Source organism: Nonomuraea sp. NPDC050404, assembly GCF_040655495.1.
Lineage (GTDB): Bacteria > Actinomycetota > Actinomycetes > Streptosporangiales > Streptosporangiaceae > Nonomuraea.
Map to the genome: position 1 here is coordinate 483,108 of NZ_JBFAKB010000007.1, position 14,768 is coordinate 497,875.

General features: G+C 70.4%; 31 protein-coding genes. All 31 read left to right on the forward strand.

Annotation, left to right across the window (positions count from 1 at the left end; all coding sequences use genetic code 11):
- Positions 1-107: 107 nt before the first annotated feature.
- The 31 genes from AB0I81_RS22520 to AB0I81_RS22670 all read left to right on the forward strand — a co-directional run bounded on the left by AB0I81_RS22520 (position 108) and on the right by AB0I81_RS22670 (position 14,738).
- Entirely contained in the window at positions 108-581 is a 474-nt protein-coding gene (locus tag AB0I81_RS22520; RefSeq protein ID WP_360659525.1) for a hypothetical protein, read from the forward strand.
- Positions 578-1,132: a hypothetical protein gene (locus AB0I81_RS22525; RefSeq protein ID WP_360659527.1), complete on the forward strand. Its 555-nt coding sequence runs from the start codon at positions 578-580 to the stop codon at positions 1,130-1,132. Before AB0I81_RS22520 ends, AB0I81_RS22525 begins: the two co-directional genes overlap by 4 nt.
- Positions 1,129-1,350, forward strand: coding sequence for a hypothetical protein (locus tag AB0I81_RS22530; protein ID WP_360659529.1), 222 nt, complete (start codon positions 1,129-1,131; stop codon positions 1,348-1,350). The genes AB0I81_RS22525 and AB0I81_RS22530 overlap by 4 nt, the downstream gene beginning before the upstream one ends.
- Positions 1,347-1,685: a helix-turn-helix transcriptional regulator gene (locus AB0I81_RS22535; RefSeq protein WP_360659531.1), complete on the forward strand. Its 339-nt coding sequence runs from the start codon at positions 1,347-1,349 to the stop codon at positions 1,683-1,685. The genes AB0I81_RS22530 and AB0I81_RS22535 overlap by 4 nt, the downstream gene beginning before the upstream one ends.
- Positions 1,686-2,017: 332 nt before the next feature.
- A complete protein-coding gene (locus AB0I81_RS22540) occupies positions 2,018-2,299 on the forward strand; it encodes a WhiB family transcriptional regulator (RefSeq protein WP_360659533.1) in 282 nt (93 codons plus the stop codon).
- Positions 2,299-2,637, forward strand: a complete 339-nt coding sequence (locus AB0I81_RS22545) for a hypothetical protein (RefSeq protein WP_360659535.1) — start codon at positions 2,299-2,301, stop codon at positions 2,635-2,637. Before AB0I81_RS22540 ends, AB0I81_RS22545 begins: the two co-directional genes overlap by 1 nt.
- Positions 2,634-3,848, forward strand: coding sequence for an HNH endonuclease (locus AB0I81_RS22550; protein WP_360659537.1), 1,215 nt, complete (start codon positions 2,634-2,636; stop codon positions 3,846-3,848). The genes AB0I81_RS22545 and AB0I81_RS22550 overlap by 4 nt, the downstream gene beginning before the upstream one ends.
- Positions 3,848-4,429 carry a GIY-YIG nuclease family protein gene (locus AB0I81_RS22555; protein WP_360659539.1) on the forward strand — a complete coding sequence of 194 codons (582 nt, stop codon included), beginning with the start codon at positions 3,848-3,850 and terminating at the stop codon, positions 4,427-4,429. The genes AB0I81_RS22550 and AB0I81_RS22555 overlap by 1 nt, the downstream gene beginning before the upstream one ends.
- Positions 4,426-4,719 (forward strand): hypothetical protein, encoded by a 294-nt coding sequence (locus tag AB0I81_RS22560; RefSeq protein WP_360659541.1) that lies wholly within the window; start codon positions 4,426-4,428, stop codon positions 4,717-4,719. Before AB0I81_RS22555 ends, AB0I81_RS22560 begins: the two co-directional genes overlap by 4 nt.
- Positions 4,706-4,960: a hypothetical protein gene (locus AB0I81_RS22565; protein WP_360659543.1), complete on the forward strand. Its 255-nt coding sequence runs from the start codon at positions 4,706-4,708 to the stop codon at positions 4,958-4,960. Before AB0I81_RS22560 ends, AB0I81_RS22565 begins: the two co-directional genes overlap by 14 nt.
- Complete coding sequence (locus AB0I81_RS22570; protein ID WP_360659545.1) at positions 4,960-5,595, forward strand: hypothetical protein; 636 nt, start codon at positions 4,960-4,962, stop codon at positions 5,593-5,595. Before AB0I81_RS22565 ends, AB0I81_RS22570 begins: the two co-directional genes overlap by 1 nt.
- Positions 5,595-5,966: a hypothetical protein gene (locus tag AB0I81_RS22575; RefSeq protein WP_360659547.1), complete on the forward strand. Its 372-nt coding sequence runs from the start codon at positions 5,595-5,597 to the stop codon at positions 5,964-5,966. Before AB0I81_RS22570 ends, AB0I81_RS22575 begins: the two co-directional genes overlap by 1 nt.
- Entirely contained in the window at positions 5,966-6,172 is a 207-nt protein-coding gene (locus AB0I81_RS22580; RefSeq protein ID WP_360659549.1) for a hypothetical protein, read from the forward strand. The genes AB0I81_RS22575 and AB0I81_RS22580 overlap by 1 nt, the downstream gene beginning before the upstream one ends.
- A complete protein-coding gene (locus AB0I81_RS22585) occupies positions 6,165-6,557 on the forward strand; it encodes a DNA-directed RNA polymerase subunit alpha C-terminal domain-containing protein (RefSeq protein WP_360659551.1) in 393 nt (130 codons plus the stop codon). Before AB0I81_RS22580 ends, AB0I81_RS22585 begins: the two co-directional genes overlap by 8 nt.
- On the forward strand, positions 6,554-7,099 hold the full coding sequence (locus AB0I81_RS22590) for a hypothetical protein (protein WP_360659553.1): 546 nt from the start codon (positions 6,554-6,556) through the stop codon (positions 7,097-7,099). The genes AB0I81_RS22585 and AB0I81_RS22590 overlap by 4 nt, the downstream gene beginning before the upstream one ends.
- A complete protein-coding gene (locus AB0I81_RS22595) occupies positions 7,092-8,366 on the forward strand; it encodes a DNA methyltransferase (protein ID WP_360659555.1) in 1,275 nt (424 codons plus the stop codon). The genes AB0I81_RS22590 and AB0I81_RS22595 overlap by 8 nt, the downstream gene beginning before the upstream one ends.
- Entirely contained in the window at positions 8,363-8,854 is a 492-nt protein-coding gene (locus AB0I81_RS22600) for a RusA family crossover junction endodeoxyribonuclease (protein WP_360659557.1), read from the forward strand. The genes AB0I81_RS22595 and AB0I81_RS22600 overlap by 4 nt, the downstream gene beginning before the upstream one ends.
- Entirely contained in the window at positions 8,851-9,555 is a 705-nt protein-coding gene (locus AB0I81_RS22605) for a hypothetical protein (protein WP_360659559.1), read from the forward strand. The genes AB0I81_RS22600 and AB0I81_RS22605 overlap by 4 nt, the downstream gene beginning before the upstream one ends.
- The gene (locus AB0I81_RS22610; protein WP_360659561.1) at positions 9,555-10,649 is read left to right on the forward strand and encodes a hypothetical protein; all 1,095 of its coding nucleotides are present in this window, start codon (positions 9,555-9,557) and stop codon (positions 10,647-10,649) included. Before AB0I81_RS22605 ends, AB0I81_RS22610 begins: the two co-directional genes overlap by 1 nt.
- Entirely contained in the window at positions 10,646-10,906 is a 261-nt protein-coding gene (locus AB0I81_RS22615; RefSeq protein WP_360659563.1) for a hypothetical protein, read from the forward strand. The genes AB0I81_RS22610 and AB0I81_RS22615 overlap by 4 nt, the downstream gene beginning before the upstream one ends.
- Entirely contained in the window at positions 10,906-11,220 is a 315-nt protein-coding gene (locus AB0I81_RS22620; RefSeq protein ID WP_360659565.1) for a hypothetical protein, read from the forward strand. The genes AB0I81_RS22615 and AB0I81_RS22620 overlap by 1 nt, the downstream gene beginning before the upstream one ends.
- The gene (locus AB0I81_RS22625; protein WP_360659567.1) at positions 11,217-11,660 is read left to right on the forward strand and encodes a helix-turn-helix transcriptional regulator; all 444 of its coding nucleotides are present in this window, start codon (positions 11,217-11,219) and stop codon (positions 11,658-11,660) included. The genes AB0I81_RS22620 and AB0I81_RS22625 overlap by 4 nt, the downstream gene beginning before the upstream one ends.
- Positions 11,657-11,824 (forward strand): hypothetical protein, encoded by a 168-nt coding sequence (locus tag AB0I81_RS22630; protein ID WP_360659569.1) that lies wholly within the window; start codon positions 11,657-11,659, stop codon positions 11,822-11,824. The genes AB0I81_RS22625 and AB0I81_RS22630 overlap by 4 nt, the downstream gene beginning before the upstream one ends.
- Positions 11,821-12,324, forward strand: a complete 504-nt coding sequence (locus tag AB0I81_RS22635; protein ID WP_360659571.1) for an HAD domain-containing protein — start codon at positions 11,821-11,823, stop codon at positions 12,322-12,324. The genes AB0I81_RS22630 and AB0I81_RS22635 overlap by 4 nt, the downstream gene beginning before the upstream one ends.
- Positions 12,324-12,785 carry a hypothetical protein gene (locus AB0I81_RS22640; RefSeq protein WP_360659573.1) on the forward strand — a complete coding sequence of 154 codons (462 nt, stop codon included), beginning with the start codon at positions 12,324-12,326 and terminating at the stop codon, positions 12,783-12,785. Before AB0I81_RS22635 ends, AB0I81_RS22640 begins: the two co-directional genes overlap by 1 nt.
- 3 nt (positions 12,786-12,788) lie before the next feature.
- Positions 12,789-13,316 (forward strand): hypothetical protein, encoded by a 528-nt coding sequence (locus AB0I81_RS22645; protein WP_360659575.1) that lies wholly within the window; start codon positions 12,789-12,791, stop codon positions 13,314-13,316.
- A complete protein-coding gene (locus AB0I81_RS22650; protein ID WP_360659577.1) occupies positions 13,313-13,510 on the forward strand; it encodes a DUF397 domain-containing protein in 198 nt (65 codons plus the stop codon). Before AB0I81_RS22645 ends, AB0I81_RS22650 begins: the two co-directional genes overlap by 4 nt.
- 16 nt (positions 13,511-13,526) lie before the next feature.
- On the forward strand, positions 13,527-13,880 hold the full coding sequence (locus tag AB0I81_RS22655) for a hypothetical protein (protein ID WP_360659579.1): 354 nt from the start codon (positions 13,527-13,529) through the stop codon (positions 13,878-13,880).
- Entirely contained in the window at positions 13,873-14,220 is a 348-nt protein-coding gene (locus AB0I81_RS22660; protein WP_360659581.1) for a hypothetical protein, read from the forward strand. The genes AB0I81_RS22655 and AB0I81_RS22660 overlap by 8 nt, the downstream gene beginning before the upstream one ends.
- Positions 14,213-14,491: a hypothetical protein gene (locus AB0I81_RS22665; RefSeq protein WP_360659583.1), complete on the forward strand. Its 279-nt coding sequence runs from the start codon at positions 14,213-14,215 to the stop codon at positions 14,489-14,491. Before AB0I81_RS22660 ends, AB0I81_RS22665 begins: the two co-directional genes overlap by 8 nt.
- Positions 14,484-14,738, forward strand: coding sequence for a hypothetical protein (locus AB0I81_RS22670; RefSeq protein ID WP_360659585.1), 255 nt, complete (start codon positions 14,484-14,486; stop codon positions 14,736-14,738). The genes AB0I81_RS22665 and AB0I81_RS22670 overlap by 8 nt, the downstream gene beginning before the upstream one ends.
- Positions 14,739-14,768 lie beyond the last annotated feature (30 nt).

Here is a 14,768-nt window from a genome sequence, read left to right on the forward strand (position 1 = left end):
GCTACGCACCGCGTTGAGACGCAGGACCCCATCCCAGGGTCCTCTTGGTGCCGCCGCCACCCCGGCGAGTGGCCGCCCCACCTGCGCTACCTGATCGGAGGCCAGCCATGACCCGGCACGTCATCATCGACCTCGACGGCGAGCTGCACGTCGCGATCGGCGATTGGAAGGCCCGGTTCCGGCCGCACGCTCCCGGCCGCGTCACCATCCCCACCCTCGGCGCGCTCGGCGAGTGGGCCGGATGGATCAACGACGACAGCCACCCGCTCGGCCTGCCGCGCAACCCGATCGGCGGCCTGGTCCTCACCGGCCTCGGCGCGAACGTCATCCCGTACGCCGGGCCGATCGTCATCACCGGCTGGAACCCCCACGGGCCGACCGAGGTGTGCGACCTCACCGAGGCCCAGATCGCCACCATCGCCGACTGCCACACCGACGCCCGCGCCGCCATGAACGGCGAGGAGGGCGCGCTCTACGACCGGGGCCGGGCGGTCGCCGAGCAGATGCGTACCGCACCCACACCCACCGTCCAACTCCTCACGGGCGAGGAACTCCTCGCCAGGATGCGAGGCCGGTCGTGAGGGGAAAGAAGGCGGCCGGGGCCGCCATCCGGAAGGACCGCGCCGAACTGGAGGCGCGGGCGGTCCGCGCCGAGCACGCCGAAAGGCGACTGACGGGCGAGCTCGCCGAGCTGAAGGCCAGCAGCGAGCGGGAGATCCACGCCCTTCGCACCGCGCTCGCCGAAGCGAAGAAGCAGCGCGACGACACGGTCAACCCGCTCCTCCTTGACGCAGAGGAGCGCATCCGCCGCCTGTCCGCCGAACTGCTGGAGCTGAAGGCAGCCCACGAACGCACCGAGCAGGCATACCACGCGCTGTGCAGCGGCATCATGCAGGGCGCGCTCAAGGACGGGCTCACCCCCGCCGAAGGCACCCGGCGCATCGCGAACCTCTCCGGCGAGAACTTCCACGTCCAGCCCACTGAGGAGGCGGAGAGCGACCCGCAGCGAGCCGCGTTCGAGCACGCCATGCACGCCAAAACGATCAACACCAACCGGCGGCTCCTGGCCAGCGGCGGCAAGGTCCGCACCAGGGCCACGATCAGCGACGCGCCTGCGGACGGTGACGCATGACCCGCGAAGAGGTCGTCCGCCGACTGCGTGAGATGGCAGACAAGCCACCCACCTACATCACGCATGCGGTGCTCCGGCTCGCTCAGGACCTCGAACAGGGTCCCTGGCCGCTGCCGGAGACGGTCCCGGTCGCTGACCTGGAGGCGCTCGTGCGCGCCACACAGCCGCCCACCCGGCGGCCCGGCCTGATCGGCGCCCTCCTCAGGAGGCTCGGATGAGACTCACCGTGACGTTCGAGCTCGGCGTGACGTCCGTAGAAGCGGCCATGAAAGCCATCGACGAATGGGCCGCCAGCCGCTTCAACGGGCGCGGCCTGCACGTCCTCAAGGTCGAAGCCGCGGGCGACGGAGACCCGCACATCCGCGCCCTCACCGCCGGCCACCGGCTCGCCGAACGGCGCCGCCGGCTCGGCATCAGTCAGCACGACCTCGCCAAGCAGGCCCGCGTCCCCAAGGCGTCCATCAGCCGCGTCGAACTCGGCTACCGAGGGCCGCACAGCGCGACCGCGATCGCCATGGAGCGTGCCCTCGACGCTGCGGAGGCATCCCGATGACCACCAGACTCGCCGCCGCCGTCGAGCGCCCCACGGGCAGCTCCGGCCGCGGCGAAGCCCGCGCACCGCACTTCCCCGCGGTGGCGTGGGCACCCGGCAGCCCATGGCGGCGGGCTGCCGGACAACCGGACGGTGATGCACCACCGTCCGGCGGCCCGTCCTGCCCCGGCTGGGGGGTGGGGGCAGGACGGGCCACAGACGCCCGGGCCAGGGAGCTGGGGGGTGCCCTGGCCCGGGTCCACACGCCTCTCTCCGCCCGGGAGCGGAGAGGGGCCATGGCCCCGGCCGGGAAGCGCGAGCCCGGCCGGGGCCACCCGACACGGAGGTGCACCATGCCCCGCAGCGACCACGGACTCGACACCCCGCGCGCCGGCCACTGGACCGACCGCGCCTACTGCCGAGAGCTCGTGCGGCGCGGCGTCGACCCGGATACCTGGTGGCCCATCGGCCAGGACGCCGACGGCCCCGAGGTCACGAAGGCGAAGCGGTACTGCGTCGCGTGCCCCGCCCGGCAGGAGTGCCTCGACTACGCGCTGCGGACCGGTCAGGACCACGGGGTCTGGGGCGGGCTCACGGCGCGCGAGCGGCGCGACCTGGCCAAGGCGGTGGCGTGATGCCCATCAGGCCAGAGGAGCGGCACAGGTACCCCGCGGACTGGAAGCAGATCAGCCATCGGATCCGGTTCGAGCGCGCCGGCGGCCAGTGCGAGTGCGTCGGCGAGTGCGGCCACGACCACGGGATCCGGTGCCAGGCACGCCACGGCGAGCCACACCCGACCAACGGCAAGACGACCGTGCTCACCACCGGCCACCGCGACCACCAGCCGGAGAACTGCGCCGACGACAACCTCGCGGCCTGGTGTGCCCCCTGCCATTTGTCGCACGACGCCGAGCACCACCGGCAGAACGTGGCCCGCACCCGCGAGGCGCGAAGACGGGCGGGTGCGGCATGACCATGACGATCGAGAGGCTGGGGGAACAGTTGGCACGAATCCGCACGATCAAGCCCGACTTCTGGGACGACGATGCCGTCGGAGCTCTCAGTCGGGACGCCCGACTCATGTTCATCGCGACGTGGAACCTGGCTGATGACGAGGGCCTCGTGCGGTGGACGGCCGCGTACCTCAAGGCGCACGTGTTCATGTACGACGACGACATCACGACCGCCGACGTCGAGGCCCTCATGCAGGAGCTCGTCGAGCGGGACATGGTGTTCCCGTACGTCGCCGGTAAGGCCCGCCAGAAGCTCGCCTATGTTGTCAACTTCCGCAAGCACCAGCGGATCAACCGGCCGCAACCCTCGAAGCTGGCGCCACCGTCGATCCAGAGCGGCGATGTCCTCCAGATGTACGTGCGGCGCGACAAGGGCGTCTGCCACCTGTGCAAGTTCGAGGTGACCACCGAACACGATCAGCCGCGCCTGTGGCCGTCGCTCGACCATCTGACGCCTCGCGTGCAGGGCGGTAGCGACTACCCGAGCAACATTGCCTTGTCGCACACCTCGTGCAACAAGTCCCGCCGCGACCGGCCCACTGAGGACTTCAAGAGCTCGCCTGGAAGCCGTTCACTGAGCGATTCACTGAATGGCGCAGTGAACGATGTGGTGAATGAGTCCGGAAATGGAGCAAGGAGCGATTCACTGCCGGAAGGGAAAGGAAGGGAAGGGAAAGGGAAGGTAGATCTTCCCGCCGTAGGCGGGCTTACGGACCGTAACGCGCGCACGAGCGGTGAGGCGCCTCCGGCGCAAGCAGGACGATCTTCCACGGCTACCTCGCTGACGGCCCGTTCCCTGATCGCCGCGATCCCGCGCTACCGCGACCCCGCGCTCAAGCCGTGGTTCCGGCGGCACCTCATCGAGATGGCCGACGTGGCGCTCGCCGCCGGCTTCCACCGTGACGCCATCGCGTACTACGCCGGGATGGTCATCGACGAGCGGAGCTTCGCCGAACACCAGCACATCCGCGAATTCCGGCATGCCCTCCGGCGCCTGAGCCAGGACGTCGGCAACGGTCACGCCTGCCGAAGATGCGCGGGCGATCCCACGGCGGGCCTGTGCTGCGTGCCGGACACCGACCGGGCCTGGACCGATGACGACCAGGCCGCGCTGGAACGCGCCCTCGACGCGCTGAGACCCACCGACGACGAACTCGCGCAGGAGGCGTGATGGGCGACTCCAGCGCCTACGACGACACGCTGTTCCACCTGGACCTGATTCGACGGAAGCTTGAAAAGCTCCAGGCGGCCCAGCTTGATGCTGAACGGCAGGTGCTGCACCGGATCGGCCGCGACTATGTGGCCGGCCTGCTCACCGAAGACGATCTCCACGGGCTCTGCCAGCGCTATCGGGAGACGGTTGTTCACCTCAAGAGGCCCGGGTGGTCGAAGCTGTGGGATGAGGCGGTCCCCTTCAAGAGCTCGACGCTCACGAACTTCTGGGTTATCAGGCGCTACCGGCAGAACGAGGACGGCGCCTGGTCCGGGGAGGGGCACCTGGATCAGCGCGCCCCTCGGCCACGGGACGGGCAAGCCGTGGTCTACGTCCTCTTCGATGACGAGAACGTGCCCTGTTACGTCGGCAGCACCGAGAAGTTCAAGCAGCGCATCGGCACCCACCGTCGCGACGATGGCAAGTCCTTCGTTCGCTGGATTGCGTACCCCTGTCCTGACCGTGAGGCCGCCTACGTCCTTGAGGATCGGCTGCTCAAGGAGCACAAGCCGTACCTGAACCGAAGGGCGGCGCGATGAGCGACCCGTTCGCCGCCGCGTCCAGCCGCCTGCAGTCGGCGATCGCCCGCTGGCTCACCGACCACGGCGTGGCCGACCCGGCGAACGGCGCCGTCGAGATCGCCCACATCGTCCGCGGGCACGGCTGGCGGCCCATGCCCGGCCTGCAGCGGCCGTCCGCATCAGGCGACGCCGTGGCCGCGCCGTCGGAGCGGCCAGAGATCGCCGAAGTGCGTGCCCGATGCGCTGCCGCGGGAGAGCGGCTGCGCGCTGGAACCAACCCTGAGAGGAACCCTGATGAACATTTCTGATCTTGAGACCGTCACGATCGTCCGCGCTGGCGACGGCCGGCTGGCCACGGCCTGCCTGGTGCTCACCTCCGCCGACGCTGACGCGGTCACCGACGACATGCTGACGTCGGCCGACGGCGCGGGCGAGGACATGATGCTCCTGCGCGCCGACGGCAACCGCCTGGTGCGCGTCGAGGTGTCCGTGCTGCCGGCCGACGCCGACCGGATCGTGGCCGAGGCCCTCGCGGTGAGGGCTGTCTGATGGCCCGGCTCTGTTTCGTGGACGTGGAGACGACCTCGCTCGACGATGAGCGCGGCGAGGTGTGGGAGATAGCCGCGATCGTGCGCGACCCCGGCCAGGACGACGCGGAGTACCTGTGGCAGATCCGACCGGATCTGACCACGGCCGACCCCATGTCGTTGCGGATCGGCCGCTACTACGAGCGGCGCCGCCTCAGCATCCACGAGGTTGGCGAGGCGGTCACCGTTGCCAGCCCCGAGTTGTTCGAGGAGTACGGGCCGAAGGCGTCGCCGGAGCACACGGGCGCGAACGATGTGGCCCGCACGCTGGCCCGCATGCTCGACGGCGCTCACGTCGTCGGCGCGGTGCCCGACTTCGACTTCCGGTTCCTGCGGCGCTTCCTGCGCAGGTACAACGAGTGCTGGACCGCGCACTACCACCTCATCGACATCGAGGCGCTCGCCGTCGGCTACTTGCAGGGCAGGGCGAAACGCGACGGCGGCGACAGCTGGGTGAAGCCCGCGGACTTGCCCTGGCACTCGAAGGACATCTACCGCGCGCTCGGGCTCGATTGGAGCCGCGGTGATGAGCACACCGCCCTGGGGGACGCCCGTCTGGTCAGGTCCGTCTTCGATGCGATCACGGGCGGTGCGTGATGGCCGCCCGCATCGCCGTGCCGGTCCGTCTGGTCGAGGGCGGCCACCAGGCGATCTGTGAGACCGCCAACTGCACAGCGGGCCTGGCCGGCGGCCCGTGGCGTTCCGAGATCCACAGCGTCAAGGCCGGCGCCCTGGAAGAGGCCCGCGTTCACCGGCAGTGGCATCGCGCTCAGCGGCCGGTGCCCGCCGAGCCGCTGCCCACCTGGGCGAAGCTGACCACCCTCGGCGGTAGCTGGCGGATCGAGTTCTTCGTCACCGCCAACGGTGTGCACCTCGCAGGCACCGCGACCGGCCATGGCCCGGATCCCGCACACCAGTTGCTCACCGCGATGGAGACGCTCGCCGCAACCCCTGAGAGGAGCACCTGATGGCGCGCGTCGCGATTGAGCTGGCGAACGGCGGCAGGTACCAGCCGGTGTGCCGCGTCGAAGCCTGCACCGCCGGTGAGGACGGCGGCCCCTGGGTTGGCCGGGCGTGGCTGCACGTGGACTCCGCCCGTGTCCAGCAGCAGGCGCACCGCGAGTGGCACGACGAGCAGGACGCCAGGCGCAAGGCGGAGGTGTCCCGTGGCTGACACCTGGCCCGAGTGGGCCACTCTGACGGACATCGGCGGCGGCCGCCACCGGCTCGACCTCGACGGCACCCTGAACGGCACCCGCATGCTGGGCCACGCCATCGGCTCCCTGGAGGGGATGCGGAAGCTGGTCGCCGCGCTCACCGCGTTCGAGGCCGCGCACGAGTCCGTCGCCGCCCTGATCGCCCGCGCCGGGTTGCCTGGTGACGATGCGATCTCTGCGCTGCCAGGGCTGACCTGGCACGTAACGCAGCCCCTCAACCAGGAGGGCATCGCCACCATCGGCGACCTGGTGGATCAGACCGACGCGCAACTGCTGGACGTGCCGAACTTCGGTGAGCGCCGCCTTGAGGCACTGAAGGCCGCACTTCGGGAGGCGTCGTGAGGTCCATGACCCTGGCCCGGCTGCGCGCGATGGCTCGCGCCGCGTCGGGTGATCGGCGGCGGCTGACGATCGTGTCCGGCCCGGACGGCCGCCGGTGGATGGCGTGGCCGTACGGCTGCATCGAGCTGGACGACCGGCGGCAGGCGTGGCTGGACCGGCCAGTGGACGGGTGCTTCCGGTGGACGGCCCAGGGCCTGGCACTGGCGCACTGCGAGCCGGTCTGCAACCTGCCGATCCTGCGCCGGGAGATGCTGCCGCTCCTCACCGCGACCAACCGCGTGTCCGTGGTGCCGACGCGGTGGATGTACGAGGACGGCCTGCTCACCCGCCGCCTGCTGGAGCGTTCCGACAGCCAGCACATCGTGGTCGACGCGGACCTATGGCACGCGTGGCACGTCCCGATCGGCGGCCAGGTGTGGCAGATCGGCGGACGGCACGGGGCGCTCGTGTGGGCCAGCGCCGAAGACGAGCCGAGCGTGGCCCTGCTGCTGCCGGTCCGCGCGGAGGTCGCGCCCGTCCCGCCGGAGGTGGCCGGTGCCTGAGCCGTACTACACCGACGACATGGTGACCGTGCACGTCGGCGACTGCCGCCAGGTCCTGCCCCGTGTGCTGGCCGACGATTCGGTGGACGCCATCTGCTGCGACCCCCCGTACGAGCTGTCCTTTATGGGCCGGGGCTGGGACGCGTCCGGTGTGGCGTTCGACCCGGTCACCTGGAGCGAGTGCCTGCGCGTGGCTAAGCCAGGCGCGCACCTGCTGGCGTTCGGTGGCACCCGCACCTGGCACCGGGTCGCGGTCGCGATCGAGGACGCCGGGTGGGAGCTTCGCGACACGATCATGTGGATCTACGGGTCCGGCTTCCCGAAGAGCCTCGACGTGGGCAAGGCCATCGATAGGGCGGCCGGGGCGAAGCGGGAGGTCATCGGCAACACCGCCGACTTCTCCGGCAGGACGGTCGGGCGCGGCACGTCGGCTGGCTATCACGGCGACCTCGTCTCTGGGCACTGCCGCGACATCACGGCGCCCGCGACGGAGGAGGCCGCCCGCTGGGACGGCTGGGGGACGGCCCTGAAGCCTGGCTGGGAGCCGATCATCCTCGCCCGCAAGCCGTTGGCCGGGACGGTCGCTCAGAACGTCCAGGCGTACGGCACAGGCGCGCTGAACATTGATGCCTGCCGAATCGAGGCTGGCCCTCGGCCGCTCAGGCTCTCCGATCGAACGAACGGCAACGACGTGTACGGCGATGGCTTGCACGGCTCGTATGCGGCCGGGGAGACGAGCATCGGCCGCTGGCCCGCCAACGTGGTGTTCACCCACCACGCCGCGTGCGTCGAGGACGGGCCGTGCGAGCCGGACTGCCCGGTCGCCGACCTCGACCGCCAGAGCGGGAAGGTCGGCGGCCACAGTGTGGGCCGACTTTCTAGGACATACCAGTACGCCCAGCGCTCGCAGGTTCCCTCTGACCAGCCCTTTGATTATGGCGATTCCGGCGGCGCGTCCCGCTTCTTCCCGGTCTTCCGCTACGAGGCCAAGGCCCCAGCGTCCGAGCGCCCCAAGCTCGACGACGGCACGGCACACGCCACGGTCAAGCCCCTCGACCTGATCCGCTGGCTCACCCGGCTCATCACCCCGCCCGGCGGGCTCGTGCTCGACCCGTTCGGCGGCTCCGGTACCACCGCAGAGGCCGCCACCATCGAGGGCTTCCGATCCGTCCTGGTCGAGCTCGAACCCCCGCACGCCGAGCTCATCAAGGCCCGGCTGTCCAAGCCCGTCCAGCCGGTGCTCGACTTCGGCGGAGGTGCGTCGTGACGGCCCCGCGATTCCAGTTCACCGTGTACGGCGTCCCGGCTGGCCAGGGCAACCTGAAGGGCACCCGGCACGGCAAACTGCGGCACGCCAACGGCGACGAGCTCGCCGAGTGGCGCGGCAAGGTCCGCCAGGCCGCCGTCCTCGCCACCGGCGTGCACGAGCGTCAGCCGTTCGGCACCCAGGACTGCGTGCTGTGCGACCAGCCGGCCAAGGTGCACGCCGCGCTGCTTGGCCCGGTCCGGCTGGAGGCGGTCGTCACGGTGGCCCGACCGAAGACGGTCACCGCCCGCTGGCCGATCACCCGCTCCACCTCGGACTACGACCACTACGCCAGGGCTCTGGGAGACGCCTTGATCGGCGTGGCCTATGCCGACGATTCGCAGATTTGTGACGGCAGAGCCATCACGACCTACCCCCACATCCACCCCGACGCCCTCGACGAGCCGGGCGTGCTCATCCGCATTTGGCCCATGGACGGAGACCAGTGACCAGAATCGACCTCACTACCCGCGACCTGCACCAGCTGATCGCCCCCGTGCTCCCGCACGCCTGCACCAGCGCGGACCTGCCCGAGCTGAACGCGGTCCGGCTGGAGACGAGCGGCACCACCATGCACGCCGTCGCCACCGACCGGACGACGATGGCGGCCACTCGACAGCCGGTCGGGTTCACCGACGACGTCGTCATCCACATCGATCGGACCGATGCTGCCGCGCTGCTGAAGCTGTTCACCTTCACCAAGGAGGAGGACCCCGACCTGACGCTGATCCTCGATCAGGTCAGCGTGCCGGTCGGGAACACGTCCCTGTCGGCGCTCGCGCTGCGCATCGACTCCCAGGACGGCACCCGGCTCGTGCTGCACGACCGGCGCATCCCGGGCCAGCCGACCGCGCTGGACGGCTGGCGGAAGGTCATCGGCAAGATCCTGCACCGCCAGCAGACGGTGGGCGCCCCGGCGATCCTGCTGTCCCCGGCGACGCTGCCCCGCTGGTCCAAGGCCGCCGGCAAGGGGGAGAGGCTGTCGGTCTTCTGCGGTCCGGACCCGTCCGACGCGCTCCTCATCGCCGTCGAGCAGCACTTCATCGGCGTCTGGACCCCGGCTGGACACCTCGACGCGGGCGGTGACCTCCTGGAAGACAACCCGTGGCGTCGTGAACTGCCGACGCCCTTCGCATCGGAGGAGGAGTGATGCCTCGCATCGAGGACCTCTTCGACCTCGCGCACCTGGAGCGGCGGATCGCGGACGGGTACGTGCGGGTCCAGCAGCATCCCACGGAGCCGTTGAAGATCTACAACTACACCGAGAAGACCCAGTATGAGGGTGCGACGGCGTGGGACGTCGTCACGATGACCTGCCGTGGCCTGATCGTCGGTCCTGATGGCCTGGTGATGGCGAGGCCGTTCGGGAAGTTCTTCAACTACGGCGACCCGCTGGCAGGTGAACTGGATCTGTCGGCTCCGGCCGAGGTGGTCGACAAGGTGGACGGGTCGCTGGGCATTCTGTACCCGACGATGAGCGGGTACGCCGTCGCGACACGTGGCTCGTTCACCTCCCCGCAGGCGCTTCACGCGACGGGCCTGCTGCGGGCGCGGTACGGCGACTTCACGCCGCCGCCCGGCATGACGGTCCTGGTCGAGATCGTGTACCCGGATAACCGGATCGTGTGCGACTACGGTGGCGCGGACGACCTGTTCCTGCTTGGTGCGGTGGACATCGCCACCGGGACCGTGGTTGGGCCCGACTGGGTTTCGGGCTGGGACGGTCCGCAGGCGCTCGTGTTCTCCGTCCGCACTCTGGCTGATGCGCTGGCGATGCCACCCCGGCTGGGCGCGGAAGGACTCGTGGTCCGGCTGCTGGACTCCGGGCGGCTGGTGAAGCTGAAGCAGGCCGACTACCTGGCATTGCACAAGGTCATCACGAGCCTGAACGCACGCGGCGTCTGGGAGGCGCTCGGCGAAGGCAAGACGGTTGCCGACATCTGCGAGCCGCTGCCCGACGAGTTCCACCAATGGGTGCGCGACCTCGCCGGAGGGCTCCAAGCGCAGGCGGCCATGCTCAATGACGCGACGCTGACCCTCCACGACGAAATCTTGAAGCGACTGGGCCAAGAACACCCGGAGGGCTGGGACCGGAAGCACTACGCGGACTGGGCCACCCGCGCCCCACACCCAGCATGGCTGTTCAACCTCCTCGACGGTCGCGATCCGCGCCCGGCCATCTGGAAGACGCTGCGCCCGGCTGGCGACATGCGTCCCGTCAACCTCTCGGAGGACGCATCATGATCCCCCTCGACATCCGCCCCAACCTGGAGCTCAACCCTTGGGAGGGCACGGGCCGCGAGACTGCTGTGGCGTCGTTGGCGAGCGTCGGGCTGCTGCCGAACGGCACCAGCCAGGGGCGTCCCGTGTTCGCCATGCTCGTGCGACTGGAGGACGGCAGCACGGTCGTGGTCCAGACGACCTGGGCGCTCATGTCGGCCGCCGTGCGGGCGCTGGCCGCGTCGCCGGTAGCTGAGCTGGACCGGCGGGAGCACGGCTGATGGGCAACGTCCGCCTCCTCGCCGCGCTTCTGGCCGCCGTGCTCGCCGTGGCGGCGTGCGGCCCGCCGCCATCCGGCGTCGTGGTCGGCCGCGAGTACGACGCCCCCACGGTGAAGTCGAAGAAGGTCTGCACGACCTCCGGCGCTGGCGCGGCTAAGCGCTCCACGTGCACGAACAAGCCGATGTACGAGCCGGCCGAGTGGGAGCTGACGCTCCGCGTTGGCCAGGATCTGATCGAGGTGGACGTGTCCCAGGCCGCCCACGAAGCGTGCGCCGAGGGCGAGACGTACCCGGCCTGCGCGGAGGGGTCATGATGCGCATCGTCTGCGGTGTGTCGATGCTCGGCGCGGCCGTCTACGGCTACGCACGCGACAACGCCAGCATGGGCCTCGCCGCGCTGATCGCCGGGCTGACGCTGCTGGCCTGGGCCGTCGAGCAGGGCGACTGGACATTCCGCGTGCACGAGGTGGACGGGATCCCGGCGACCAAGGCGATGCGCCGCGTGGTGGCCCTGCTGCTCACGGGCGCTGACCGGCTGTCCGGCCTCGCGATCGGCCGTCTATCCGGCGTCGGCTCGGCCGCCGTGTACGTCTGCCTGGACCGGCTGGAGACGGCCGGCTGGATCGTGGGGGAGTGGGAGCGGCCCGAGCAGGAGGACCGGCGGGGCCAACGCTTCTACCGGCTCACCCCACGTGGGCGGGACCACGCGCTCGACCTGCTCCGGCTCGCCGAGCGACCTGGGAGGGCGCAATGAGGCGGTTCCTCAAGGGCGTCGGTGTCGGGTTCGCCGCCCTGGTGTTGCTCGTGTTCCTGTTCACCCGCCCAGAGTCGCTCGGCGACCTGATTGGCGCGGCCATCGGCGGCGTACTCAAGGGGGCCGACTCGATCGTGATCGTGATCGTGGAGGCGACGTCATGACCCCGCTCATCCTCATCGACGTGGACGGAGTGCTCAACCCGTGGTCTAAGCAGGGCCCGCGCTGGGAGAAGCATCAGGCGGTCGCCGACGGCACGACCTGGAACGTCATCCTCAACCCGGACCACGGGCCCATGCTGCTCACGCTGGCCGCTGAGACCGGCGCTGAGCTGGTCTGGGCGACCACCTGGGACCACGACGCCAACGCGGAGATCGGCCCCCGGATCGGCCTTCCTGAGCTGCCCGTCATCGAGGTCAGGACGCACCCGGGCGAGCCGGGCGTGCACCCGAAGACGCCGCCGGTCGCCGAGTACGTGGCCGGGCGGCCGTTCGTCTGGTTCGACGACGACCTGCGGCGGCCGGACCGCGACTACCTGAAGGCCCACCCGGGCGTCGGCGACTTCCTGATCGTGGACGTCGGCCCGCGCGTCGGCCTCACCCCCAAGCACCTGGAGAAGGCCGCCGAGTGGCTGGCCAACCTCCCGACCCTCAAGGAGACCTGATGGGCACCTCAACCGACGCGATCCTCGCCTACGGCTACGACCTCGGCGAGTGGGACAAGATCCGCGAGGCGGGCGAGTTCGGGGAGCTGGCGCTGCCCTGGCTCGACGACGACAGCGACGACGGCTACCGCGAGCAGGCCGAGCGTCACCTGCTCAACGCCTCTGGCTTCACCGAGGAGTGGACGCCGAAATCTGGCTACTTCGAGCGGGAGGAGGCGGCGAAGGCTGCTCTCGGCGTGCAGTTCGAGACGTACTGCTCGGACAGCGCGCCGATGGAGATCCTCGCCGCGAAGGTCGTCACGGTGGCGCGCGGTTACTGCGAGGTCCTCGACCTGCCCGCGCTCATGACCGAGCCCGCCGAGCACGGCTGGGACGACAAGCTCCGCTGGGCGTGCGAGGCGCTCGGCATAACACCGACCCAGGAGCGCCCCGGCTGGGTGCTCGTCTCGTACTGGGGGTAGGTCGTGCGACTCGAACTCGACCTGTCCGGCGAGGCGTGGCCGGAGTACGGCTCAGACTCCGCCGTCGTGAAGCGTGCCGGCGTCGTCGCCGGGGACATCCCGCACGTCCGGCTCGCCGCCACCACCGGCCAGGGCCCGGCCACGCTCACTCTGCCGTGGCCGCTCTGGCAGGCCGCCCACCGCAAGCTGGCCGAGCACTTCGGCGAGCAGTCCGGCGCCACCGCGTCCACCGACCGGTCGCCCGTGCTCGACGCCATCGAAGAGGCCATGCGCGAGCACGAGCACCGCTGGGGCCTCGGACCAGACCACCCCGACGGCACCGACTCGGAGGAGTGGACCGACACCGCAGAGCAGAGCCTCAAGGCCGCCATCGACGCCGCCATCGAGGGCGAGTTGACCTGGGCTCACGCCTTCGTCGAGGCCGCTGACGCCGTCATGGCCACCGACGACCCCACCGAACTCATCGCCGCCCTCGCCCGTGTGGCCGGCGCGGCAGCCACCTGGATCGAAGCAATCAAGGAGAGATCATGACCTTCCGTAAGAGCAGCTACAGCTACGGCAACAGCAACTGTGTCGAGGTCGAGCCCCGGCCCGACGGCGGCGTGACCGTCCGCGACAGCAAGGACCCGTCCGGGCCTGTCCTGGAATTCACGAGCCAGGAGTGGGAGGCGTTCCTCGCGGGCGTCAAGAACGACGAGTTCGACCTGGGCCGCCTGCATGGCTGACCAGCCCGTTGAGGAGATGCGCGCAGCCGCTCTGTGGCTGCGCGACGCCTACGACCCGCGCGCGGTGGCCAGCGTGGTGGACGGGACGTTTGTCCGCGTGTGCGCCCGGCATGACGAGCCCGCGCTGATCTGCAAGGGCTGCGACTACTTCGACACGGGCACGCCCGAGCTGGCCGCGCTCATGGTGGCGCTGCTCAACGCCCGCGGCCCGCTGCGGACAATGCTGGAGGTCCTGGCCACGATGCTCGCTCAGGGAGGACCTGAGCCCACCGGTGCCCTCGCCTACTCGTACGCGCTCACGACGGCCCGCGCGATCAACGGCAAGCCGCAGGCCGGAATGCAGATCGTGAACTGGGGGGCCGATGTCTGACAACCTCACCCTCTTCGGCGGGCCCGCGCCGGAGCCCGTGCCCGAGGAGTCCGACCACCGGAAGCTGACCCGCCGCCAGCACCGGCTTCTCGACGCGGGCCTGCACCCGCTGACGGTGGTGCTGTCCGGGTCGCTGCGCCTGCACGAGGAGGCCGCGCCTGCGAAGGACCGGCAGGCCGACGGGAGGCGCTGCGGCAACTGCGCGTTCCGGCAGCGCAGCGCGTGGGGCTACCCGAAGTGCACCTTTGGCGACGGCGTGCGCGCCACCCGAGGCACCGCCACCGACGTCCGGGCGTTCTGGAGCGCCTGCGTGGACCACCAGTGGAGGAGCGATGCCTGAGCAGGTGCACGAGACATGCGAGCCGATCCGTCCCGAGGACCTCCCGGACGACCTGGTGGAGCTATTCTCCCGCTCCTACCTGGACGCCGACCCCCGGTGCGGGGCTGTGCGCGCTGGCCTGGCTGCGCTGCTCACCGAGGTGTGCGAGCGGATCGCCCAGGCGGTCGAGGCGCGCTGCATCGACCCGGACTGGCCCAGCGACGAGGTGTCCGTCAACGGCGAGCTGGCCGCCGCCGTCATCCGCTCATGGCCGGAGGACCTCAATGCCTGATCTCCTCCTGCTGGCGCTGGGCGCCCTGTCGCTGCTGGCCGTCCAGGCGGTCGGGATGTGCTTGCTTCTCCTGATCGGCGAGCGCCCCTATGAGGTCGTCGGCTGGTGGGTCGGGTTCACCGGCTGGCTTGTCTGGCTGGGCCCGTACATCGTGCGCCAGCGCCGCCGACACCGCGCCTACCTGGCCCGTCAGGAGCGCATGCCCGCGCCGGAGCTCGGCGAGAAGTGGCTGAACCGCGATGGATGAGCGCTGCAACCTCACCGAACTGATCAAGGC